The sequence below is a fragment of the Microvirga yunnanensis genome, from assembly GCF_025460875.1.
The window spans coordinates 1-15,948 of sequence record NZ_JAMXFI010000186.1; the positions used below are offsets into that span (position 1 = coordinate 1).

Annotated in this window: 15 protein-coding genes and 2 pseudogenes; 4 read left to right on the forward strand and 13 right to left on the reverse strand. The window is 58.8% G+C overall.

Annotated elements, in window-relative coordinates:
• Positions 1–850: 850 nt before the first annotated feature.
• The 12 genes and pseudogenes from NF876_RS41670 to NF876_RS41720 form a co-directional block, all read right to left on the reverse strand.
• Positions 851–1,627: a hypothetical protein gene (locus NF876_RS41670; RefSeq protein WP_262266478.1), complete on the reverse strand. Its 777-nt coding sequence runs from the start codon at positions 1,625–1,627 to the stop codon at positions 851–853.
• Between the two features lie 371 nt (positions 1,628–1,998).
• Positions 1,999–2,943: pseudogene (gene groEL, locus NF876_RS41675) on the reverse strand (chaperonin GroEL); the annotation flags it as partial.
• Complete coding sequence (locus tag NF876_RS41680; protein WP_210805954.1) at positions 2,918–3,616, reverse strand: IS6 family transposase; 699 nt, start codon at positions 3,614–3,616, stop codon at positions 2,918–2,920. The pseudogene groEL and the gene NF876_RS41680, both read right to left, overlap by 26 nt.
• A 211-nt stretch (positions 3,617–3,827) precedes the next feature.
• A complete protein-coding gene (locus NF876_RS41685) occupies positions 3,828–5,210 on the reverse strand; it encodes a cytochrome P450 (protein WP_210805952.1) in 1,383 nt (460 codons plus the stop codon).
• A gap of 1,141 nt (positions 5,211–6,351) precedes the next feature.
• Positions 6,352–6,564, reverse strand: coding sequence for a hypothetical protein (locus tag NF876_RS41690; RefSeq protein WP_210805950.1), 213 nt, complete (start codon positions 6,562–6,564; stop codon positions 6,352–6,354).
• 812 nt (positions 6,565–7,376) lie between these two features.
• Positions 7,377–7,610 (reverse strand): hypothetical protein, encoded by a 234-nt coding sequence (locus NF876_RS41695; protein WP_210805948.1) that lies wholly within the window; start codon positions 7,608–7,610, stop codon positions 7,377–7,379.
• Positions 7,611–7,748: 138 nt separating this feature from the next.
• Positions 7,749–7,958, reverse strand: a complete 210-nt coding sequence (hfq, locus tag NF876_RS43795) for an RNA chaperone Hfq (RefSeq protein WP_210805946.1) — start codon at positions 7,956–7,958, stop codon at positions 7,749–7,751.
• Between the two features lie 62 nt (positions 7,959–8,020).
• Positions 8,021–8,305, reverse strand: coding sequence for a hypothetical protein (locus NF876_RS41700; RefSeq protein WP_210805944.1), 285 nt, complete (start codon positions 8,303–8,305; stop codon positions 8,021–8,023).
• A gap of 156 nt (positions 8,306–8,461) precedes the next feature.
• On the reverse strand, positions 8,462–8,950 hold the full coding sequence (locus tag NF876_RS41705) for a hypothetical protein (RefSeq protein ID WP_210805942.1): 489 nt from the start codon (positions 8,948–8,950) through the stop codon (positions 8,462–8,464).
• Positions 8,943–9,695 carry a LuxR C-terminal-related transcriptional regulator gene (locus NF876_RS41710; protein ID WP_210805940.1) on the reverse strand — a complete coding sequence of 251 codons (753 nt, stop codon included), beginning with the start codon at positions 9,693–9,695 and terminating at the stop codon, positions 8,943–8,945. Before NF876_RS41710 ends, NF876_RS41705 begins: the two co-directional genes overlap by 8 nt.
• Positions 9,696–10,029: 334 nt before the next feature.
• On the reverse strand, positions 10,030–10,332 hold the full coding sequence (locus NF876_RS41715; protein ID WP_262273574.1) for a hypothetical protein: 303 nt from the start codon (positions 10,330–10,332) through the stop codon (positions 10,030–10,032).
• Between the two features lie 295 nt (positions 10,333–10,627).
• Positions 10,628–11,023, reverse strand: coding sequence for a hypothetical protein (locus NF876_RS41720; protein WP_210805936.1), 396 nt, complete (start codon positions 11,021–11,023; stop codon positions 10,628–10,630).
• A 254-nt stretch (positions 11,024–11,277) separates the two neighbouring features.
• Here NF876_RS41720 and NF876_RS41725 point away from each other — a divergent pair, with 254 nt between their 5' ends.
• From NF876_RS41725 to NF876_RS41735, 3 genes are all read left to right on the forward strand, one after another.
• On the forward strand, positions 11,278–13,035 hold the full coding sequence (locus NF876_RS41725; RefSeq protein ID WP_210805934.1) for an adenylate/guanylate cyclase domain-containing protein: 1,758 nt from the start codon (positions 11,278–11,280) through the stop codon (positions 13,033–13,035).
• A 149-nt stretch (positions 13,036–13,184) separates the two neighbouring features.
• Entirely contained in the window at positions 13,185–14,930 is a 1,746-nt protein-coding gene (locus NF876_RS41730; RefSeq protein WP_210805932.1) for an adenylate/guanylate cyclase domain-containing protein, read from the forward strand.
• Positions 14,924–15,214, forward strand: coding sequence for a hypothetical protein (locus NF876_RS41735; protein WP_210805930.1), 291 nt, complete (start codon positions 14,924–14,926; stop codon positions 15,212–15,214). Before NF876_RS41730 ends, NF876_RS41735 begins: the two co-directional genes overlap by 7 nt.
• Positions 15,215–15,308: 94 nt before the next feature.
• Here NF876_RS41735 and NF876_RS41740 read toward each other — a convergent pair whose 3' ends face one another.
• Entirely contained in the window at positions 15,309–15,641 is a 333-nt protein-coding gene (locus NF876_RS41740; RefSeq protein WP_210805928.1) for a hypothetical protein, read from the reverse strand.
• 190 nt (positions 15,642–15,831) lie between these two features.
• Between NF876_RS41740 and NF876_RS41745 the strand changes: the two are divergent.
• A pseudogene (locus tag NF876_RS41745) lies at positions 15,832–15,948 on the forward strand (IS5 family transposase); the annotation flags it as partial.

Consider the following 15,948-nt stretch of genomic DNA (forward strand, 5'->3'; position numbering starts at 1 on the left):
GCAGAGCCCGACAGTTTCCAAAGGCAAGCCGACCGCCCTCGCCGTCCATGGGATCGGCGCAGCATGTGTTCTTGATTGAGTACTGCGTTAGAAGCGACCGCCAAGGATGACTTACAGAAGGCTCAAAATAGCATCGGCGGGATGTTGACCTATCCGAAGAACAAAGTCGCTCCAAGTGGCTATGCCGCCTCCGTGCTTCGATCCCGAACGGAACGAGACTGACGTTTTAGCCTTGCGTCAACATGCGAATTTCGTTGAACAAACATTTCGACAAGAAGGTTGCGATACAAGCTAAGACATGGTTGCCCTGCGATGTGGTCCCTATCTGCTCCACTGCTCAGCGTTTGGATCCGGTATGCTGGTTTTCTGTTGGAGAGCCAGCGGAGGAAGCATTTGAATGTGAAACCTCGTTCTGCATGAAGTAGGTATTGATCAGAGCCACAACCTTTCGGCCCAGCGCCCGATCATCCTCGGGGCTCTCTGTGTCGAGGATCTCGAGCCGGATCTCGAAATCGGGGTCGCGAATGAGAATGGGCGGATCCTGCTCGTTACCGTCGCCCGAGCTGTCGACGAACCAGCCCTCATCCGGGTTCGAGTCTTGTACCTCCAGACCCGCATTCAGGCTCTCGACAAGATATCTCGCCAGACGATCGTTGATCCGTGTGCCTTCGTCTTCGCCGAAGATGAGCCGGAGCTCGCCCTGAGGATCCCGGATGACGTGCTGCCGATCTCTTCCAGGGCGGGCAATGAAGAGGGACCATTGTGGCTATGGGCTCATGGGCAACTTCTTGTCCGAAGAATATTAACAGCTTACGCTGGCGCCATGACCAATAGCGCCCCTGTCTTGGGATCAGTATCGCCGTCCAAGCATCCAATCGCCGACCTCATCAAGGGCATCAAAGGCGCGGTTGGTCAGGCGGCGCGGACCAGCCAGCAGCCCCTCCTCCCGCTCCACAACATCGGGCTGCGGCCGGGGTGGCATTGCCTCACGATACCCTTTGAATTCGCCAGCTGGCTCGTCGATAGCCCAGTCCCGCCGTGCAGCGCCCGGCGGCATGCTCACCGGGGGAACCGGGCGCAGGTCATGTCTAGCCTCGGCTGAGCGCCGGCTCTCGGGCGGCAGGATATCCTCGACCCGGTTCAGGGCCACGGACTGCGACTGGGGTAGCGCAACCCGGTAGCCAAGCTCATGGGCCACACCCGGCAGGTTTTGGACTGCTGCCCGGCCTGCTTCCAGGCCATGGCAGATGCTGAAGTACAGGGCATGGAAGTTGGCGTTCTGGCGGATGGTCTCACGGCTCTCCTTCGTGGCGAACGACGCGAGATAAAACGCCATCGTGCGCCCAGCCTTCTCGGCCACGATCGCCGGCCTGGTTCGCGAGCAGTACACATACCCGTTCTCCTCGCTGAGTTCCCTGCGTCCAGATGAACTCGCATGGAAGGTCTTCACCCGGGTCTGCATGAGTGTGCCCTCCCCTGTCTCGGTCAGGGGAGAGGCCGCCAGGATGGCGAACTCGTCGCAGCCATCAGGGCGGCAGGGCCCGCGGATGATCTCTGGACGACTATAGGTCTGAGCGAAGGTTGGTGTCGCGAGCACGAGGGCAAGGGCAACAAGAGGTCGGAGCATTGGCGGCCTTGGGCGCAGAAATAATTAACGAAGCGTCACCACTGAGGTTGCGCACGAATGTGACCATTTCAGGCCAAGCTGCGGGACACGTTCCCTGGTCCATCTGCGAGCGGATTTGTGGAGACCAGACGCCTGTGCCACGGACATCAGCTCGATCCATCCTGCGTTTGGCCTCTCCCAAGGAGAGGCCCTGAGCGCTCGTCTGAGACGATCCTAAACAGGCCTCGGATCAGTCCAGGCAATGCATCCGATGAAAGATCCGAGGCTTCAGCGCTAAACACAGCCGGCTGGCAAAAGCTATCCGGTAACAGGCCAGTAGAGGCATAAGAGCAAGGCCCGGGTGTCTCCAGGGCCTTGCTTCGCTGTCTGGGTTAGAAGTCCATGCCGCCCATTCCTCCACCCGGCATCGCCGGAGCGGATTCCTTCTTCGGCAACTCGGCCACCATAGCCTCGGTGGTGACGAGGAGGCCAGCAACCGAAGAAGCATCCTGGAGAGCCGTGCGGACGACCTTCGCTGGATCCACAATACCGGCTTGCAGCAGATCCACGAACTCCTCCGTCTGAGCATCAAAGCCAAAGGTTTCGGACTGCGTGTTGTCCGTGATCTTGCCGACCACGATCGAGCCTTCGACGCCAGCATTCTCGGCGATCTGGCGAATCGGAGCCTCAAGCGCGCGCAGCACAATGTTGATGCCGGCCTGGATGTCCGGGTTGTCGCTCTTCAGCTTGGCGACCGCCGCCTTGGCGCGCAGCAGAGCAGTGCCGCCACCGGGAACAATGCCCTCCTCAACCGCCGCCTTCGTGGCGTGCAGCGCGTCGTCGACGCGATCCTTCTTTTCCTTCACCTCAATCTCGGTGCTCCCGCCGACACGGATCACTGCAACGCCCCCGGCGAGCTTGGCGAGGCGCTCCTGCAGCTTCTCACGGTCGTAGTCCGAGGTGGTCTCCTCGATCTGTGCCTTGATCTGCTGGATGCGTGCCTCGATGTCCCGCCGGTCGCCCGCCCCGCTGACAATGGTGGTGTTTTCCTTCTCCACCCTAATGGTCTTGGCCCGACCCAGCATATCGAGGGTGACATTCTCGAGCTTGATGCCAAGGTCTTCCGAGATGGTCTGACCGGCGGTCAGTATCGCGATGTCCTCAAGCATGGCCTTGCGACGGTCGCCGAAGCCGGGAGCCTTGACGGCAGCGATCTTCAGGCCGCCACGCAGCTTGTTGACTACGAGAGTGGCCGGCTGTGTCGCAAATCTGGAAAGGATGCGAGAGAATGGTTGGAGCATCGCCTTGGCTTCAGGCAGCAAGCCTCTCAAACTGCTCGGCGAGTGAGGGCTGCGGATTCCGGGCGTAGATCGCCTGCTGCTTGCGCATCATGTGGATCATCTCAATGCCGCCCAGGATCACACGAGCGCTATTCATCGCCTTGAACCCGAGCATTGGCCGCACTCGCCTCTTGATGGCTCGATGATCCTGTTCGATGCGATTGTTCAGGTAGGCACTTCGCCGGATCCGGATCGGCTTCAGCTTGCGCCTTGACCGGTCCTGCAACCGGCTCTCGACATCACACGACATGATGGCTTCCTGATTGGTTTGGCTGCCGTCGATGACGATCCTCTCAGGCCGGCCATGCCGCTTGAGAGCCTTGCGCAGGAACCGCTTGGCGGCTGCCAGGTTGCGCCGTTCGCTGAACCAGAACTCGACCGTATCACCGTTGCTGTCGATTGCGCGGTAGAGATACCGCCACTGCCCGCGAACCTTGATGTAAGTCTCATCGATGTGCCACTTGCCAGTGACGGATCGCTTGCATGAATTGAAGCGCTTCAGCAGTTCGGGTGAGTAGCGAATGCCCCATCTGTGGATGGTCGCGTGGTCGACGGAGATGCCGCGCTCTGCCATCATCTCCTCTAAGTTCCGGAGGCTGAGGCTATAAGCCAAATACCACCGGATGCAGAGCAGGATCACGGATCGATCAAAATGCCTGCCCTTGAACACCCCGCCCTCCGCCACTAAGACTTCCGGCAGAGTATCTGAAACTCTGAAACAAATTCTTGCGACAGATCCTTCTTGGAAGCTCCCCGCTCCGTCTTGCGGGCCGGCTAACCGACTTGGTCGTTCTTGCCATGACTTCCTCCTCTCAATTGATACCTATACATGGACCTAGAGGGTTATCCGACGCCGGAAAGCTCATCATCCCGGCAGAAGCCTATCGGAGTCGCAGGCGGAACAGCGGCGCGTGATCCGGCTGGGTGGTCACCACTGCAACGGGCAAGACCGGCCGACTTGTCACCAGCTCAATCCGGAACGAGCGCATGAGTTCGGCCTGCACCAAGGTCGCCTCGGTGAGGGCGAAGTGAGCGCCAATGCACACGCGAGGCCCGACACCAAAGGGCAAGTACGCGAAGCGATCGATGGCTGCGGCACCGGGCAGAAATCGCTCGGGGACAAACGCGTCCGGATCATGCCAGCGCTTCTGGTGCCGATGCAGCACCCAAGGCGAGATGATCGCAAGGTCGCCTGGCTTCATCACAACCCCTGCGACATTGTCTGGCTGGCGGGCTGCCCGGACGATCACATAGGCCGGCGGGTAGAGGCGCATGACCTCATCCAGCACCGCCCGCGTGTAAGTCAGCTTGCTGAGTTGGGATTCCTCCCCGCTGTCCGCTAGGACTGTGGCAGCCTCCTGGGCGATTCGCTCCTGCACCTCCGGCACCTGGGCCAGCAGATACACCGACCAGCACAGCGCCACCGCCGTGGTCTCGTGTCCGGCTAGAATCATTGTGGCGATCTGATCGCGCAGCTGGCGGGGGGAGAACCCCTGGCCGCTCTCCGGATCACGGGCGGCCATGAGCAGGTCGAGCAGATCGCGCGGACCACTCGCATGGGCTTTGGCTGTCAGCCTCTCGGCCAGGATCTGCTCGATCAGCCGAATCCAGCCACGCCGGAACCAGGCCCGCGCCAGATCGTGGGGTGTGGGGAGGCCGATCGGAACCACAAAGTCGAACAGGTGCGGTCGGCCAAGCCTCTGGCCATAGCGCATGATCTGGTCCCGGAGGGCGGGGCCGTGCTGCCCCATCTCGAGGGAGAACATCGTGCGGCCCGCAATCTCGAGCGCCAAGCGTTGGATCATGGGAAAGAGATCCACCTGCTCCTTCTCAGCGGCGGTAAGACCACCGATCATCTCAGTCGTGACTGACCGGATATGTGGGATGAGCAGCTCCACCGAGCGCGGCGTGAAGGCCGGCGCCAGGGTGCGCCGCTGGTGGCGCCAGGACGGCCCCTCGCTGGTGAACAGCCCTTCCCCGAGCAGCGGTTTGAGGATCCGGAGGGTGGCGCGGGTTCGGCCATAAGCCTCCGGGTGGTCGACCAAAACATGGCGGATTGCGTCGGGAGCATTGAACAGAACTGAGGAGCGGCCGAAGAAGCGGCGGACGACCACCTCCTCCTCATAGGCCCGCTGCGACCAGACACGAATGTTGTTGGTGCGCATCAGCGAGGCGAGTTGGCGCGGTGAGAGGTTCTCCGGAGCAGGATCCGGGTGCGGCGGGACGAAGGCCCGAATACCCTCAGGCGCGACGGAGGTCTGCATCGGCTATGTTTAGCACGTTAAGCCTCCAAAGCAGAGATGCGGAGCGAGCACCAAGGATAGACGGCTCAACCCATTCGACCACACGGGCTCAAAACTTTCGCCTCGTAGGATATGGAGGCGCTAAGCACCGTCTGGAGGGATTGGGTACCAGCGAATGATGTCAGGACCAGGGAATGGGTTCAGCTGCTTGGATGTGAAGGCTGATCGTGGATTTCGAAACTGATCCTTTGCGATCAGCCAAGCTCGCGGGAAGACCTGGGAATCCCCCGAACAGGAATTGGGCGTTCAATCCTTCGGAGCAGTGTTCAGCCAGGGGAATTTTCGGCCGCTCGGTGCGAGCCAGTTGGTACCAGCTTGGTACCGGATCTGATCGGCAACTCGGGAAATGCTGAAAAAGGCCTTGGGCTTATGGTAGCGGAGGTCCGATACTGCCATTCCCCCATGACGGAAATCCCTTGATCTCCTTCAAGTCTGACTGAACCAGGCTCCGGTTGAGGCTGCGCACCAGCAAGCACCAGCAACGTGCAGGCCGTGGGTTATACCCGTTATTCACAGGCCATGGCGATTATAGTTAACGATTTCCTACCCGCCTCTTTCTCAGCCGAATCGCTGCATTTCATGAGAAGCGGCAGGCTGGGAGGTGGTAATGGGAAACGAGATCGGCCTTAGTAAGGGACGCCCAACTATCCCAGACGTAGAGCTATTGCGCCGGATTGCGCAGGACATGCGCTCCTTCTATGCCGATGTGATCAAGCAACCTCTGCCCCTCGACATTGCAGTCGCTCTGTCTCGCATCGACAGAGAGCAGACCCGTGCGGCGGGTCAGGCGCAACGGTTTGGGACCTGAAGCTTCAGGTTATCGCCGAGTCAGGTGGTTGCCAGAAGGGCTATGGCAAGAACAACAGACCCGACAAGGACTGTGACCCCGGTCCAAGCGACTCCTCGTGGGCGGCTGTGAAAGCTGACGGCCTGAGGAACTGCCATCCCTTGCTTCCTATGAGTAAGGAATACGATGCCTTGCTGACAATTTAATCCACTTGCCGAGCGAGGTATCCGGCGCAAAGGGAGTATAGCCGAAGAGGCAGAATGGACCTGAACGGTCTCGTTCCCATGCCAAGTTATAGTGACAGGAGGCGCTTAGTTAGGTTGGGTGCCCTTCCGTATCATCAATCTCGGGCGACTGCTCCACCGGGATTTGCTGATCCGGCACCTTCGCACTCTCGGTTGGATCGTGCTTCCCATTCTGGTGGGCAGAATTGCCGGTTCCGTCTTCTTTCACACCGCTGCGGCGACTGCTGTTAACGCTCAGGTTTTCGAGACCCGTATCCTGATCGGGCTGCTTTGAATGGGCCATCATCGCCTCCAAGGGGATATCACATCCTCTGCGACAACGATGACCGCCGTGCCTGGGTGCCAAATCTATCCCGTCACCGCATGTCTGATCCGAGCAGCCGCATCTATCGGGTCGATGCCATCAGTGTACCAATCCAAGATCGCCAAATAGAGGCTGTTTCGCAGAAGTGGATGATGCTCGGAGGGAAGATGCGCTTCGACAGCCTCCAAGTATCGCGAGAAGGGCTTTTGCATCGAACCAGCCTTCCTTGATGGTCATCGCTCCGGGACAGTGTCCTTCCAGGTAGAGCATCAATGGAGCAGGATTTTGTCTTCTATCCTCCACAGAAGCTCCGAGCATGGTTCAGTGTTACGAGGGGCAATATGCTGAAGTCGTGCACCGCTGCGCTGGCACAGCGACTTTAGAGCAGCACGGAACCTTCCTTGTCGTTCTGCGCTGATATCGATTCCGTGCTCTTCCGGCTGCGGGATCAGCCATGCCCGACGACCCTGAGAAGACCCTACAGGAGTTGCGTCAGCGAATAGTCAGTGAGGGGTTGCCGAAACTGTCGGCAGAGGCATTGCGCGTGTACAAACGGGAGGAGCGGCGTAGCCCAAAGCTGGCCCAGCCGAGTGGTTCAAAGTCTCCGCTCAGCCTGTCCTCAGAAGCGCTCCGACTGGTCCACGAGAAATCCGATCCTGCATGGCCGTGGAACCGGCGATAACTGACCCTCTCGGCACTTGATCTCCAGTCGTGCAGCTAACCGTGGCGGTTGGGGTGACGGCGCTTCTTGGGGAAGTGCTTCTGCCGTTCGATGACCTTGGCCGTGGCCATCACTTCCCTGTCGCTGCGGGGTGCTCCTCGGTGAGGGTTCCGATCAGACGCAGCAGTTCCTGCTGTTCCGGGCCCAAGCCGCGACGCAGGAAGGCCGCAAGCTCCTCATGTTCCACCCGTCCTCCGGAAGCCAGATTGGCTTCATGATGGATGAACACAGTCCCTGAAGGGTCTGCAACCAGATACCAGCGGTCGCCGCTTGGGCTTTCGTAGAGCTTACGTGCCTTCTTCATGGAGGCTCCTGTCGGATCGACATGGTGCAGTTACTGAAACGTATTTCGTCGGAAGGCAGAAAGCACCCTTTGCGTGGCCGACGTTCTTCAGCCGGAACCTGAGCCGCAACTTCAGCAAGGACTTGAGAACGGAGTTCCTCACTCAAATGAGGCTGGGTCTAACAGTTCAACGGGCTCTGCTGGGTTTATCGCCGAGATCGCATGCTTGTACACGACCTGTGTCCCGCTACCTCGGGCAAGTTGCACCGTATAACTGTCAAACCGTTTGATCCGGCCCACGAGTTTGATCCCGTTCACGAGGAACATCATAACCTCAACTTCACTGTCGCAAAGTTGTCTGAGGAACATGTCCTGGATCGTCGGGGTCCTTTGTACAGTCACGGTTGACCCCCTCGGCACTACGGCACCGCTCACATTCGGCCCTGGGTAACTGGAATTGCGGGAAGCCGCCCCACCTCAACAACCCTCGCCGCCTGTGGGAACTCCCGCTCAGCGTAGTCCCGGATCGGTCTTGCTGTCTCGCGAAGACGAAGGCTGAGACGCTCAATCTCGGGCACCGCCATCGGCGCTCCGTGCGCCGCTACCATCTCGGCGAGGTCTTCAGGAAGGGCATCAACGTGCTCTTGGAGGAGGAGAAGGGCGGCACGGATGGTACTCAACTCTCGTTCGTCCACAACAAGGGCGAGTTCCTTCATGGGGGTGCATCGGCCTCTAAGCTTGTCCTTTCAGGCTACAGGCGGATGCGGCAGAAAGAAGGCAACTGCGTGAGGGCGCAGGCGAACTGGATGTTTGGGCTGTGCCAGGGGTTTGACGTTTACGGCGCTCCTTCCACGCGAATCCTGCCTCGATCATCATTCTTTCCGCCCAAACAGGGTGGCTATCAGGCCAGCACGTACTGGGGCAGGCTGATGCTCAATTTCAACCTGAGTTGGTTCGGCGAAGGTCTCGGCTTCGGGTATCTGTTCGACCGCAATCCTGGAATGGGTCTGCGCGTTAGCCGGATGCTGCTCGTCGGCTTCTTGCTTCACCTCTTCCCGTGAGTCCATCAACGGTAGAGTGACCGTAGGCTCTTGCTCCAGGTCGGCTGCTACGGACAGGACCTCGATCCTTCCAGGGAAGTCATTCCGGCATTCATACGGGACGTAATCGTGGAAATCGGGCCTGATCCGGTGCGGCTGGTCGAGAAGGACCTCACTTTTGATTTCCAGCACGAAAAAGCGTCCTTCCGGAGTGGTCACGTCCACCCGCCTGACCACCCCCTCGGAAAAGCTCTTCCATGGACGGGCTGGATGGAGGTGGACCCGGACCTGATCTCCCACCGCAATCTTCACCTCAGTCATTCACCGACGCTCCACCTCGCTGCGTCAGGCGCTGAGAGGCCCAGATGGCAGCTTGGGTGCGGTTGGACGCTCCGATCTTGCGCAGGATGGCTTTGACGTGGACCTTGATGGTGGCTTCCGTGATGTCGAGCTTGCGCGCTATGACCTTGTTCGGCTCCCCTTGCGTCAAGCATCCCAGGATTTCCCGCTCTCGCACTGAGAGCTTGCAAGCATTCAGGTCAGACGGATTTGAGCCTGCCATGCTGCCGTGGAGAGGCTGCTCCTGGTTCTGGCGAGCACCGTCCACGAAAGGGCGCAGGACCTCAAAGGGCAGTACGGTCTCGCCGAGCATCACGAGTTCAAGCGACTTGGTCAGAACGTCGGCAGCACTGGCTGCTGAACAAAAGCCATTCACCCCAACCTCATAACCGGAGCGCACAAAGCTGAGGTCGAACTGATCCGCCAGAGCCACGACCCGCGCCTGCGGGAACTGCTCTCGCAACTGCCGGATGATCTCAAGCAGACGCTCAGTGGCTTGATGGGTATCGACAAGGATCAGGGCAGGCTCAAAAGCCGCATGCTGAAGCAATCGTGATTCAGAGGCGGCTGTGGCGAGAGCAAACGGTGTGTCCTGTAGGATGTGTCGAAGCCCCGAGCGCAAAAGGAAGTTATCGCAGATCAGGGCCGTTGGAATTGCTGCGGTATGGCTGGTGGACGAAGTGTTCGTGTCCGACAAGCGATCATCTACAAGCGTCAGCGTAGCCATCTATGCCCCCTGCGTAATTTCTTCCCTTAAGAGAAAATTAATAGGTCAGGAGAGCTACGTCTGTCGGATTCCAGACAGTCCTCCAGTTAGACTAAGACTCCTAACCGTGACATGCAGTCACATCTCTGTGATTGTGCATGATGAAGCCGAGATGTCTCACGAAGAGCGAGTATTGCCTGAGCATCCTCGCAGTATAAGATACAATGAAACGTTCGCACCAACATCTACCGCCCTTCTAAGCTTGCAGGATCGCCGCAACCAAGAAAAAGCGCCCTCACGGGCGCTGGAGGTCCCGGCCCGTAGGGGCAGAAGGCCGGTGAAACGATAAGATTGATCAGCCTGCCGCTTGGAGGCCATCCGCCATGGCTGATGAGAGGTGCTTCTGGAGTTCGGCAATCAGCATCACATAAGGCTGACGCCGCTCGCGGTGCCGTCGCTGAAGGTTCTCAACGATCTGCTTCTTCAGCACAGGATCGGTTCTGCTGCGCTCCAGGCGCTGCACCTCATGCCGATGCTCGAAATCAAGGTTCGACAGAGTCCGTGACGTGCTCTGCAACAGGTCCTGCAAGTCGAAGCGTTCGCGGCCACCGACGATCAGGCGGTTCAGCGCAGAGGAGACAGGCTGCTGGTTCTGCATTGGAGCCCCCGATTGGCCTGTGCCGAGCCGTCCCTGTGGTCAGGTCATCAGGCTCGGCACAGGCGCAACTTCAAGAAACGTTCATCCCTAAACTATCCCGCTCCAGCATACATCAGTTGTGAGATGGCTCCGAACGCCTCAGTAGGAGAATACTGATTGGTGCCGATCCGTACTGCTTAGATGTTTCTGCTGAAGGCGAGGTAGGAAATACTGGAGAAGACGGCACCTGTCTGTTGGAAACCCGACAATGAGGCTCACTATTTTGTATATGTCTGCCTTTCGCAGATATACGGCCTCAGTTCTGTTCTCGTGCTGGCCCAGCCAGGGGTGTGCTGGGAGCAAGGCGGCAGCGCTCGCGAAACGCTTCTTGCGCGGCAGCAAGATCAGGAACCCAGGTCTCGAACCGCGCCGTCATCACACCGCGTCCCTCGACATTCAAGGATTGGAGCCCATTCGTGTGCAGCGGCCCCAGGATGCTGTCACCTTCACCGAAGAACAGGGTACCGTCCTCCCACTCCAACAGCACAAAGCCTTTGTCGGTTTGGACAACGAAGCTTTGGCAGAACGGCTTGAAATCAAAAACAACCGTGCCGGTGAAGCGGGGATTGCCGGGGCCGGTTGTGATGAGACCTACGATGGCAAGGAAGAAAGCAACACACCAGAAGCCAACGGCCAGGAGCGGCTTTGTCATCGCAGGCCCCCCCGCAGGAGTAGAGAGACCGCCCAGATTGACGCAGCACTAACTTCGCGAACATTATAGCCGATTTTGGCGGCTATGTTAGTGCGCCTTCTCACCCCACTGTGAGCACATACCCATCGCACAAATGCCTATCCCACAGGATGGCTCGCCATTCTGGCCCTCGGAAGACCTCGTGTTCCCTATAGAGACTGGACACCTCACCAAGCCCGCCTCACAATTCCCTCCGAGTTCGCGCCGAGGGTCCCATGGATCGGCAGGAGCATAAGGTCGAACGGCGACTTGCGGCCATCCTTGCGGTTGACGTGGTGGGTGCATCCGGGCTGATGGAAGCGGACGAGGCCAGCACACTCTCGGCAATCCGCACCATCTTCTCCGAGATGATTGAACCCGCCGCCGCGCGGCATCAAGGACGCATCGTAAAGACTATGGGCGACGGGGCACTCCTGGAGTTCGCCAGTCCGGTCGAAGCTGTTCTATGCGCAGCGGAGACGCAAACCGCCATTGCCGATCACCAGCATGAATACCCCGATGTGCAACTCCGAATTGGCATCAACCTGGGAGATATTCTCATCGGTGATGATGGTGACATTCTCGGTGATAGTGTGAATGTGGCCTCTCGCTTGGAGAGCATCGCTGACCCTGGCGGCATCTGTATCTCAGGCAAGGTCTACGACGAGCTTCAGGGCAAGCTCGATCTTTCGTTTGAGGACAGGGGAGAGCAGAATCTCAAGAACATCGCCCGTCCGGTACGGGTCTACGCACTCTGTGGGACCACTCCTATTCGGACGCTTGGACCAAAGTTTCCTTTTCCCAATAAGCCGTTCATTGCCGTCCTGCCCTTTATGAACCTGAGCGGCGACCCCGAGCAGGAGTATTTCGCTGATGGGATCACGGAGGACCTGATCGTGGCGCTCTCCCGCTGCCGGTGGCTGTTCGTTATCGCTCGCAACTCGGTCTTCACGCTGAAAGGCCGAGCCGTGGATATCAAGCAGGTCAGTCGCCAGCTTGGCGTTCGCTACGTGCTGGAAGGCTCCGTCCGCAAGGCAGGCAATCGGGTGCGGATCACGGCCCAATTGGTCGAGGCCGTCACAGGCGCAGATATCTGGGCTGGTCGCTTCGACCGCGACCTGATGGACATCTTCGCTTTACAGGACGAGATCACCGAGAGCGTAGTGTCGGCCATCGAACCCAGCTTGCAAGCGGCTGAGATCGAGCGGGCCAGAGCCAAAGTGACCAATAACCTGGAGGCGTATGACCTCTATCTTCGCGCCCTGCCTGAGTTTTACGCCTTCACCGAGCAGGGCTTTCGCCGCGCCGAGACGCTGCTGCGGCAAGCTGTCGAACGTGATCCCGGCTATGCCGAAGCCTGGGGTGCCCTTGCCGATTGTCGAGGCCGTCTGATGGTGGGAGGTTGGACCGAAGATTGGGATGCCCATGCGGCCCGGAGCCGTGAGGCGGCTCTCCAAGCGGTTCAGTGCGACCCGGACAATGCGCGGGTGCTCGCCGTTGCTGCGTGGTCCTTGGCCTCGCTCTCAGGCGTTCTGGAGCGAGCCGTCACCTTCTGCGAGCGCGCCCTGTATCTTCAGCCCAACTCATCGTATGTCCTGACGAATTGCGGGTGGGTGCTGATCTACACCGACGAGTGCGAGCGCGCCCTCGCCTGCTTGGAGAAGGCACGTCGGCTGAACCCACTGGACCCGCGAGGTTATATTACGCTGAACGCAATCGGGGCGGTGCATTTCATGGAGAGCCGCTTCGAAGAGACGGAGCAGTTCACGCGGCGAGCCCTGGAGATGAACCCCGATCATCCCATCTCGCTTCGCTATTTAACCGCAGCGCTGGCACAGATGGGGCGACTGGCCGAGGCGGCAGAAGTTGGACGTGTGTTGCAATCCACCCGCTGGGAAGCGATGCGAACCCACTTGAACCGGACATGCTACCGCAATCCCGAGAAGCGGGAACTCTTGTTCGATGGTTTGCGAGGGGCTGGAGTACAAGTGTGACCCCTCCTGTCAAATTATCACACGACCATCCACACTCATATCGTCTCGTATCAAGCTTAACAATAAGAGTACTTCTATCAGTGGAAGCAGGCTGGACACCTCGCCCCACCCGCAGCACAATTCTCTCCGGAGCGGCACCGAGGGGTTTTATGGATCGGCAGGAGCGCCAGATCGAGCGGCGGCTCGCAGCTATCTTCGCGGCTGACGTGGCGGGCTACTCGCGCCTGATGGAGCGGGACGAAGTCGGGACGCTCCGCATGCTGACCGTTCATCGCGAGATCATGGATCGCCTGATATCGGAACATGGTGGCCGGATCGCCAACACCGCAGGCGACAGTGTTCTGGCCGAGTTTCCAAGCGCCGTAAATGCAGTCCAGTGTGCCGTGGACGTACAGGAGGCCCTCGCCCAAGCTGTCCAAGATGCTCCTGAGGAGTGTCGTCTTCAGTTCCGGATTGGAGTTCACGTCGGCGATGTGATGGTCCAGGGCAACGACCTGTTGGGTGACGGAGTCAACATTGCTGCTCGGTCAGAGGGCCTTGCCGATCCGGGTGGCATCTGCATCTCGGAAGCTGCCTACGGCTATGTCCGAAAGACCCTGCCGCTGGCCTTTACTGATCTTGGCTCTCAGGCGGTGAAGAATTTTGAGGAGCCCGTCCGTGCCTATTCCGTGAAGGTGACCTCGCCTGCCGCAAATAGAATGGCAGAGACAAAACCGCTCCCCTTGCCCGACAGGCCCTCCATTGCCGCCCTGCCTTTCACCAACATGAGCCCTGATCCAGAGCAGGAGTTCTTCGCCGATGGCATGACCGAGGACATCATCACGGGCCTATCCCGTCTCCGATGGCTGTTCGTCATCGCCCGAAACTCAACTTTCGCCTACAAGGGTAAGGCTGTCGATGTGCGTCAAGTCGCTCGCGAGTTGGGCGTCCGCTATGTGCTGGAGGGAAGTGTCAGGGCTTCTGGCAAACGTATCCGTGTCACAGGTCAGTTGATCGACGCGGAAACCGGCAAGCACATTTGGGCCGAGAAGTACGACCGGCAACTCGATGATGTCTTCGCAGTCCAAGATGAGATTACCCAGAATGTTGTCGCCACCATCGAGCCTCACCTCTATGCGGAGGAAAGCCTTCGGTTTATCAATCAGACTCCTGAGAACATAGCCACCTGGAGCCTTGTCATTCGGGCTCTCGCCCTCATCAACAAAGTTGACCGAACGGTAAACCAGGAAGCGCAAACCCTTCTCAACCGAGCAGTCGCCAGAGAACCTTCGTATGCTCGTTCCTATGCGATCCTCGCATGGGCGAAGTGGTGGGAAGGATTCAATCAATGGCCTGCGGACCGAGCCGCCATCACTGCTCTCTACAAGGAGGCTGAGGGACTGGCTGAACGCGCCTTGGTCCTTGACCCCGATGAACCTTGGGCTCGTTTGATTGTGGGACTGACGCTCAGCGGATCGGGCCATCATGACAGGGCATTGGAACACTTGCGCAATGCGCTTGATGCTCATCCGAACCGGGCCTTGGGCCGCTCGATGTACGGGTTGGCTCTCGTGCGGGCTGGACAGTTCGATGAGGCTATCTCGGAGACGGGTCAGGCGCTCCGCATGAGCCCATTGGACACATTTGCCGGATTGCACACCGTCTTTCATGGCTTGGCATTGATGACAGCACGGCGTTTCCCTGAAGCCCTTGTTCATCTCCGCAGATCAATCAAGGCATACCCCGACTTTGTTGGTTACTACAGCAATCTCATCAGTTGCTGCGGCCACCTGGGGCTCCTTGAGGAGGCACAGATGTACTTGCAGCAAAGAGACAAAATTGCTGGGTCTCCATACCACGTAGCTATGGTTCGGCAGAATATGAGCCGATTTTGCCCATGTCGATATGTATGTTGAAGGACTACGGAAAGCCGGGCTTCCAGAATGAACGGTTTCTATTAGTAATGATGTTGCTCGAACTGAACGAAGATCAGTTGAGTATTCTCAGGCGAGCCCTGGAAGCGAGGGTGCGCGACATGCACCTACGTCTGGGGAGTGATCCGGGTGATGAGGGTTTCCGGCGCGAAGCGACACTCTCGACCCAGCTTCTGCGACAGGTTGAAGCCTTGGAGCGGCAGGCTGGCCACCGCGCCTGGAGAATAGGGCAGATCGAGTCCCTGCCGGAAGAGGACGAGGATTGAAGGCAAGCGCTGAAGGTGAAAATCGCGGGTTCATACCCGTTAGCCACAGTCATTCAGCAGACGGGAAACCCTTCAAAACTCTACCTCGCTTGCTTCAGAGGCAGTCCACAGCACCAAAAATTGCATCCGGGTCCGTGAGTTTGAAAAGCTCCTCCAGGGTCATTCCCTTTGAAAGGCCAAACCTGAGCATCTTCTCGCGAGCCTGCTCGAACGCGTCGGCATCAGCCCATTCGGGCTGAGCATCGATTAGAGCGTTCATCATCCGCCAAACGCGATGAGAATGGGATGAGCCGAAAACGGGTTCAGCCGGAAGAGCGATGCTCTTGGGCAGGGCAATTGGATCAGATCGCGTTTCTGTGAAATGCTGGATGGCTGCGGAGCCGCTGTCGCCGCGTCCCAAAACCAGTTCTGGAGGATGCTGATTCATTTTTGCCCCGCTCGCCGACCTATTACCTGGATGGGCGTTGCTGGATTGATCGCGCAATCCCGTTAACAAGAGCTAACGCGACACCAGCGTTACAACTGACGTGTCTATGCTTTAGGAGAGATTAGGGCGTGTTGTCGCTTGAACTGATTGGATCGACTTGCGTTTTGCTCCTCCGCGATGAGGAGGAGCAATGCTCAGCGACGGACAATGGGCTCTTCTGGAGCCCCTGATTGAAGCATGCCGGCCGAAAGGCAAGACCCCGCCACAGGACCTGCGGCGCACCGTCTCGGCCATCCTCTGGCGGCAC

Coding starts and splice junctions, on each gene's coding strand:
- NF876_RS41725 (WP_210805934.1), top strand. CDS start 11,278: ATGGATCGGCAGGAGCATAAGGTCGAACGGCGACTTGCGGCCATCCTT.
- hfq (WP_210805946.1), bottom strand. CDS start 7,958: ATGTTCCTCAGACAACTTTGCGACAGTGAAGTTGAGGTTATGATGTTC.
- NF876_RS41740 (WP_210805928.1), bottom strand. CDS start 15,641: ATGAATCAGCATCCTCCAGAACTGGTTTTGGGACGCGGCGACAGCGGC.
- NF876_RS41735 (WP_210805930.1), top strand. CDS start 14,924: ATGTTGAAGGACTACGGAAAGCCGGGCTTCCAGAATGAACGGTTTCTA.
- NF876_RS41710 (WP_210805940.1), bottom strand. CDS start 9,695: ATGGCTACGCTGACGCTTGTAGATGATCGCTTGTCGGACACGAACACT.
- NF876_RS41690 (WP_210805950.1), bottom strand. CDS start 6,564: ATGGCCCATTCAAAGCAGCCCGATCAGGATACGGGTCTCGAAAACCTG.
- NF876_RS41715 (WP_262273574.1), bottom strand. CDS start 10,332: ATGCAGAACCAGCAGCCTGTCTCCTCTGCGCTGAACCGCCTGATCGTC.
- NF876_RS41685 (WP_210805952.1), bottom strand. CDS start 5,210: ATGCAGACCTCCGTCGCGCCTGAGGGTATTCGGGCCTTCGTCCCGCCG.
- NF876_RS41720 (WP_210805936.1), bottom strand. CDS start 11,023: ATGACAAAGCCGCTCCTGGCCGTTGGCTTCTGGTGTGTTGCTTTCTTC.
- NF876_RS41700 (WP_210805944.1), bottom strand. CDS start 8,305: ATGAAGGAACTCGCCCTTGTTGTGGACGAACGAGAGTTGAGTACCATC.
- NF876_RS41705 (WP_210805942.1), bottom strand. CDS start 8,950: ATGACTGAGGTGAAGATTGCGGTGGGAGATCAGGTCCGGGTCCACCTC.
- NF876_RS41695 (WP_210805948.1), bottom strand. CDS start 7,610: ATGAAGAAGGCACGTAAGCTCTACGAAAGCCCAAGCGGCGACCGCTGG.
- NF876_RS41670 (WP_262266478.1), bottom strand. CDS start 1,627: ATGCTCCGACCTCTTGTTGCCCTTGCCCTCGTGCTCGCGACACCAACC.
- NF876_RS41730 (WP_210805932.1), top strand. CDS start 13,185: ATGGATCGGCAGGAGCGCCAGATCGAGCGGCGGCTCGCAGCTATCTTC.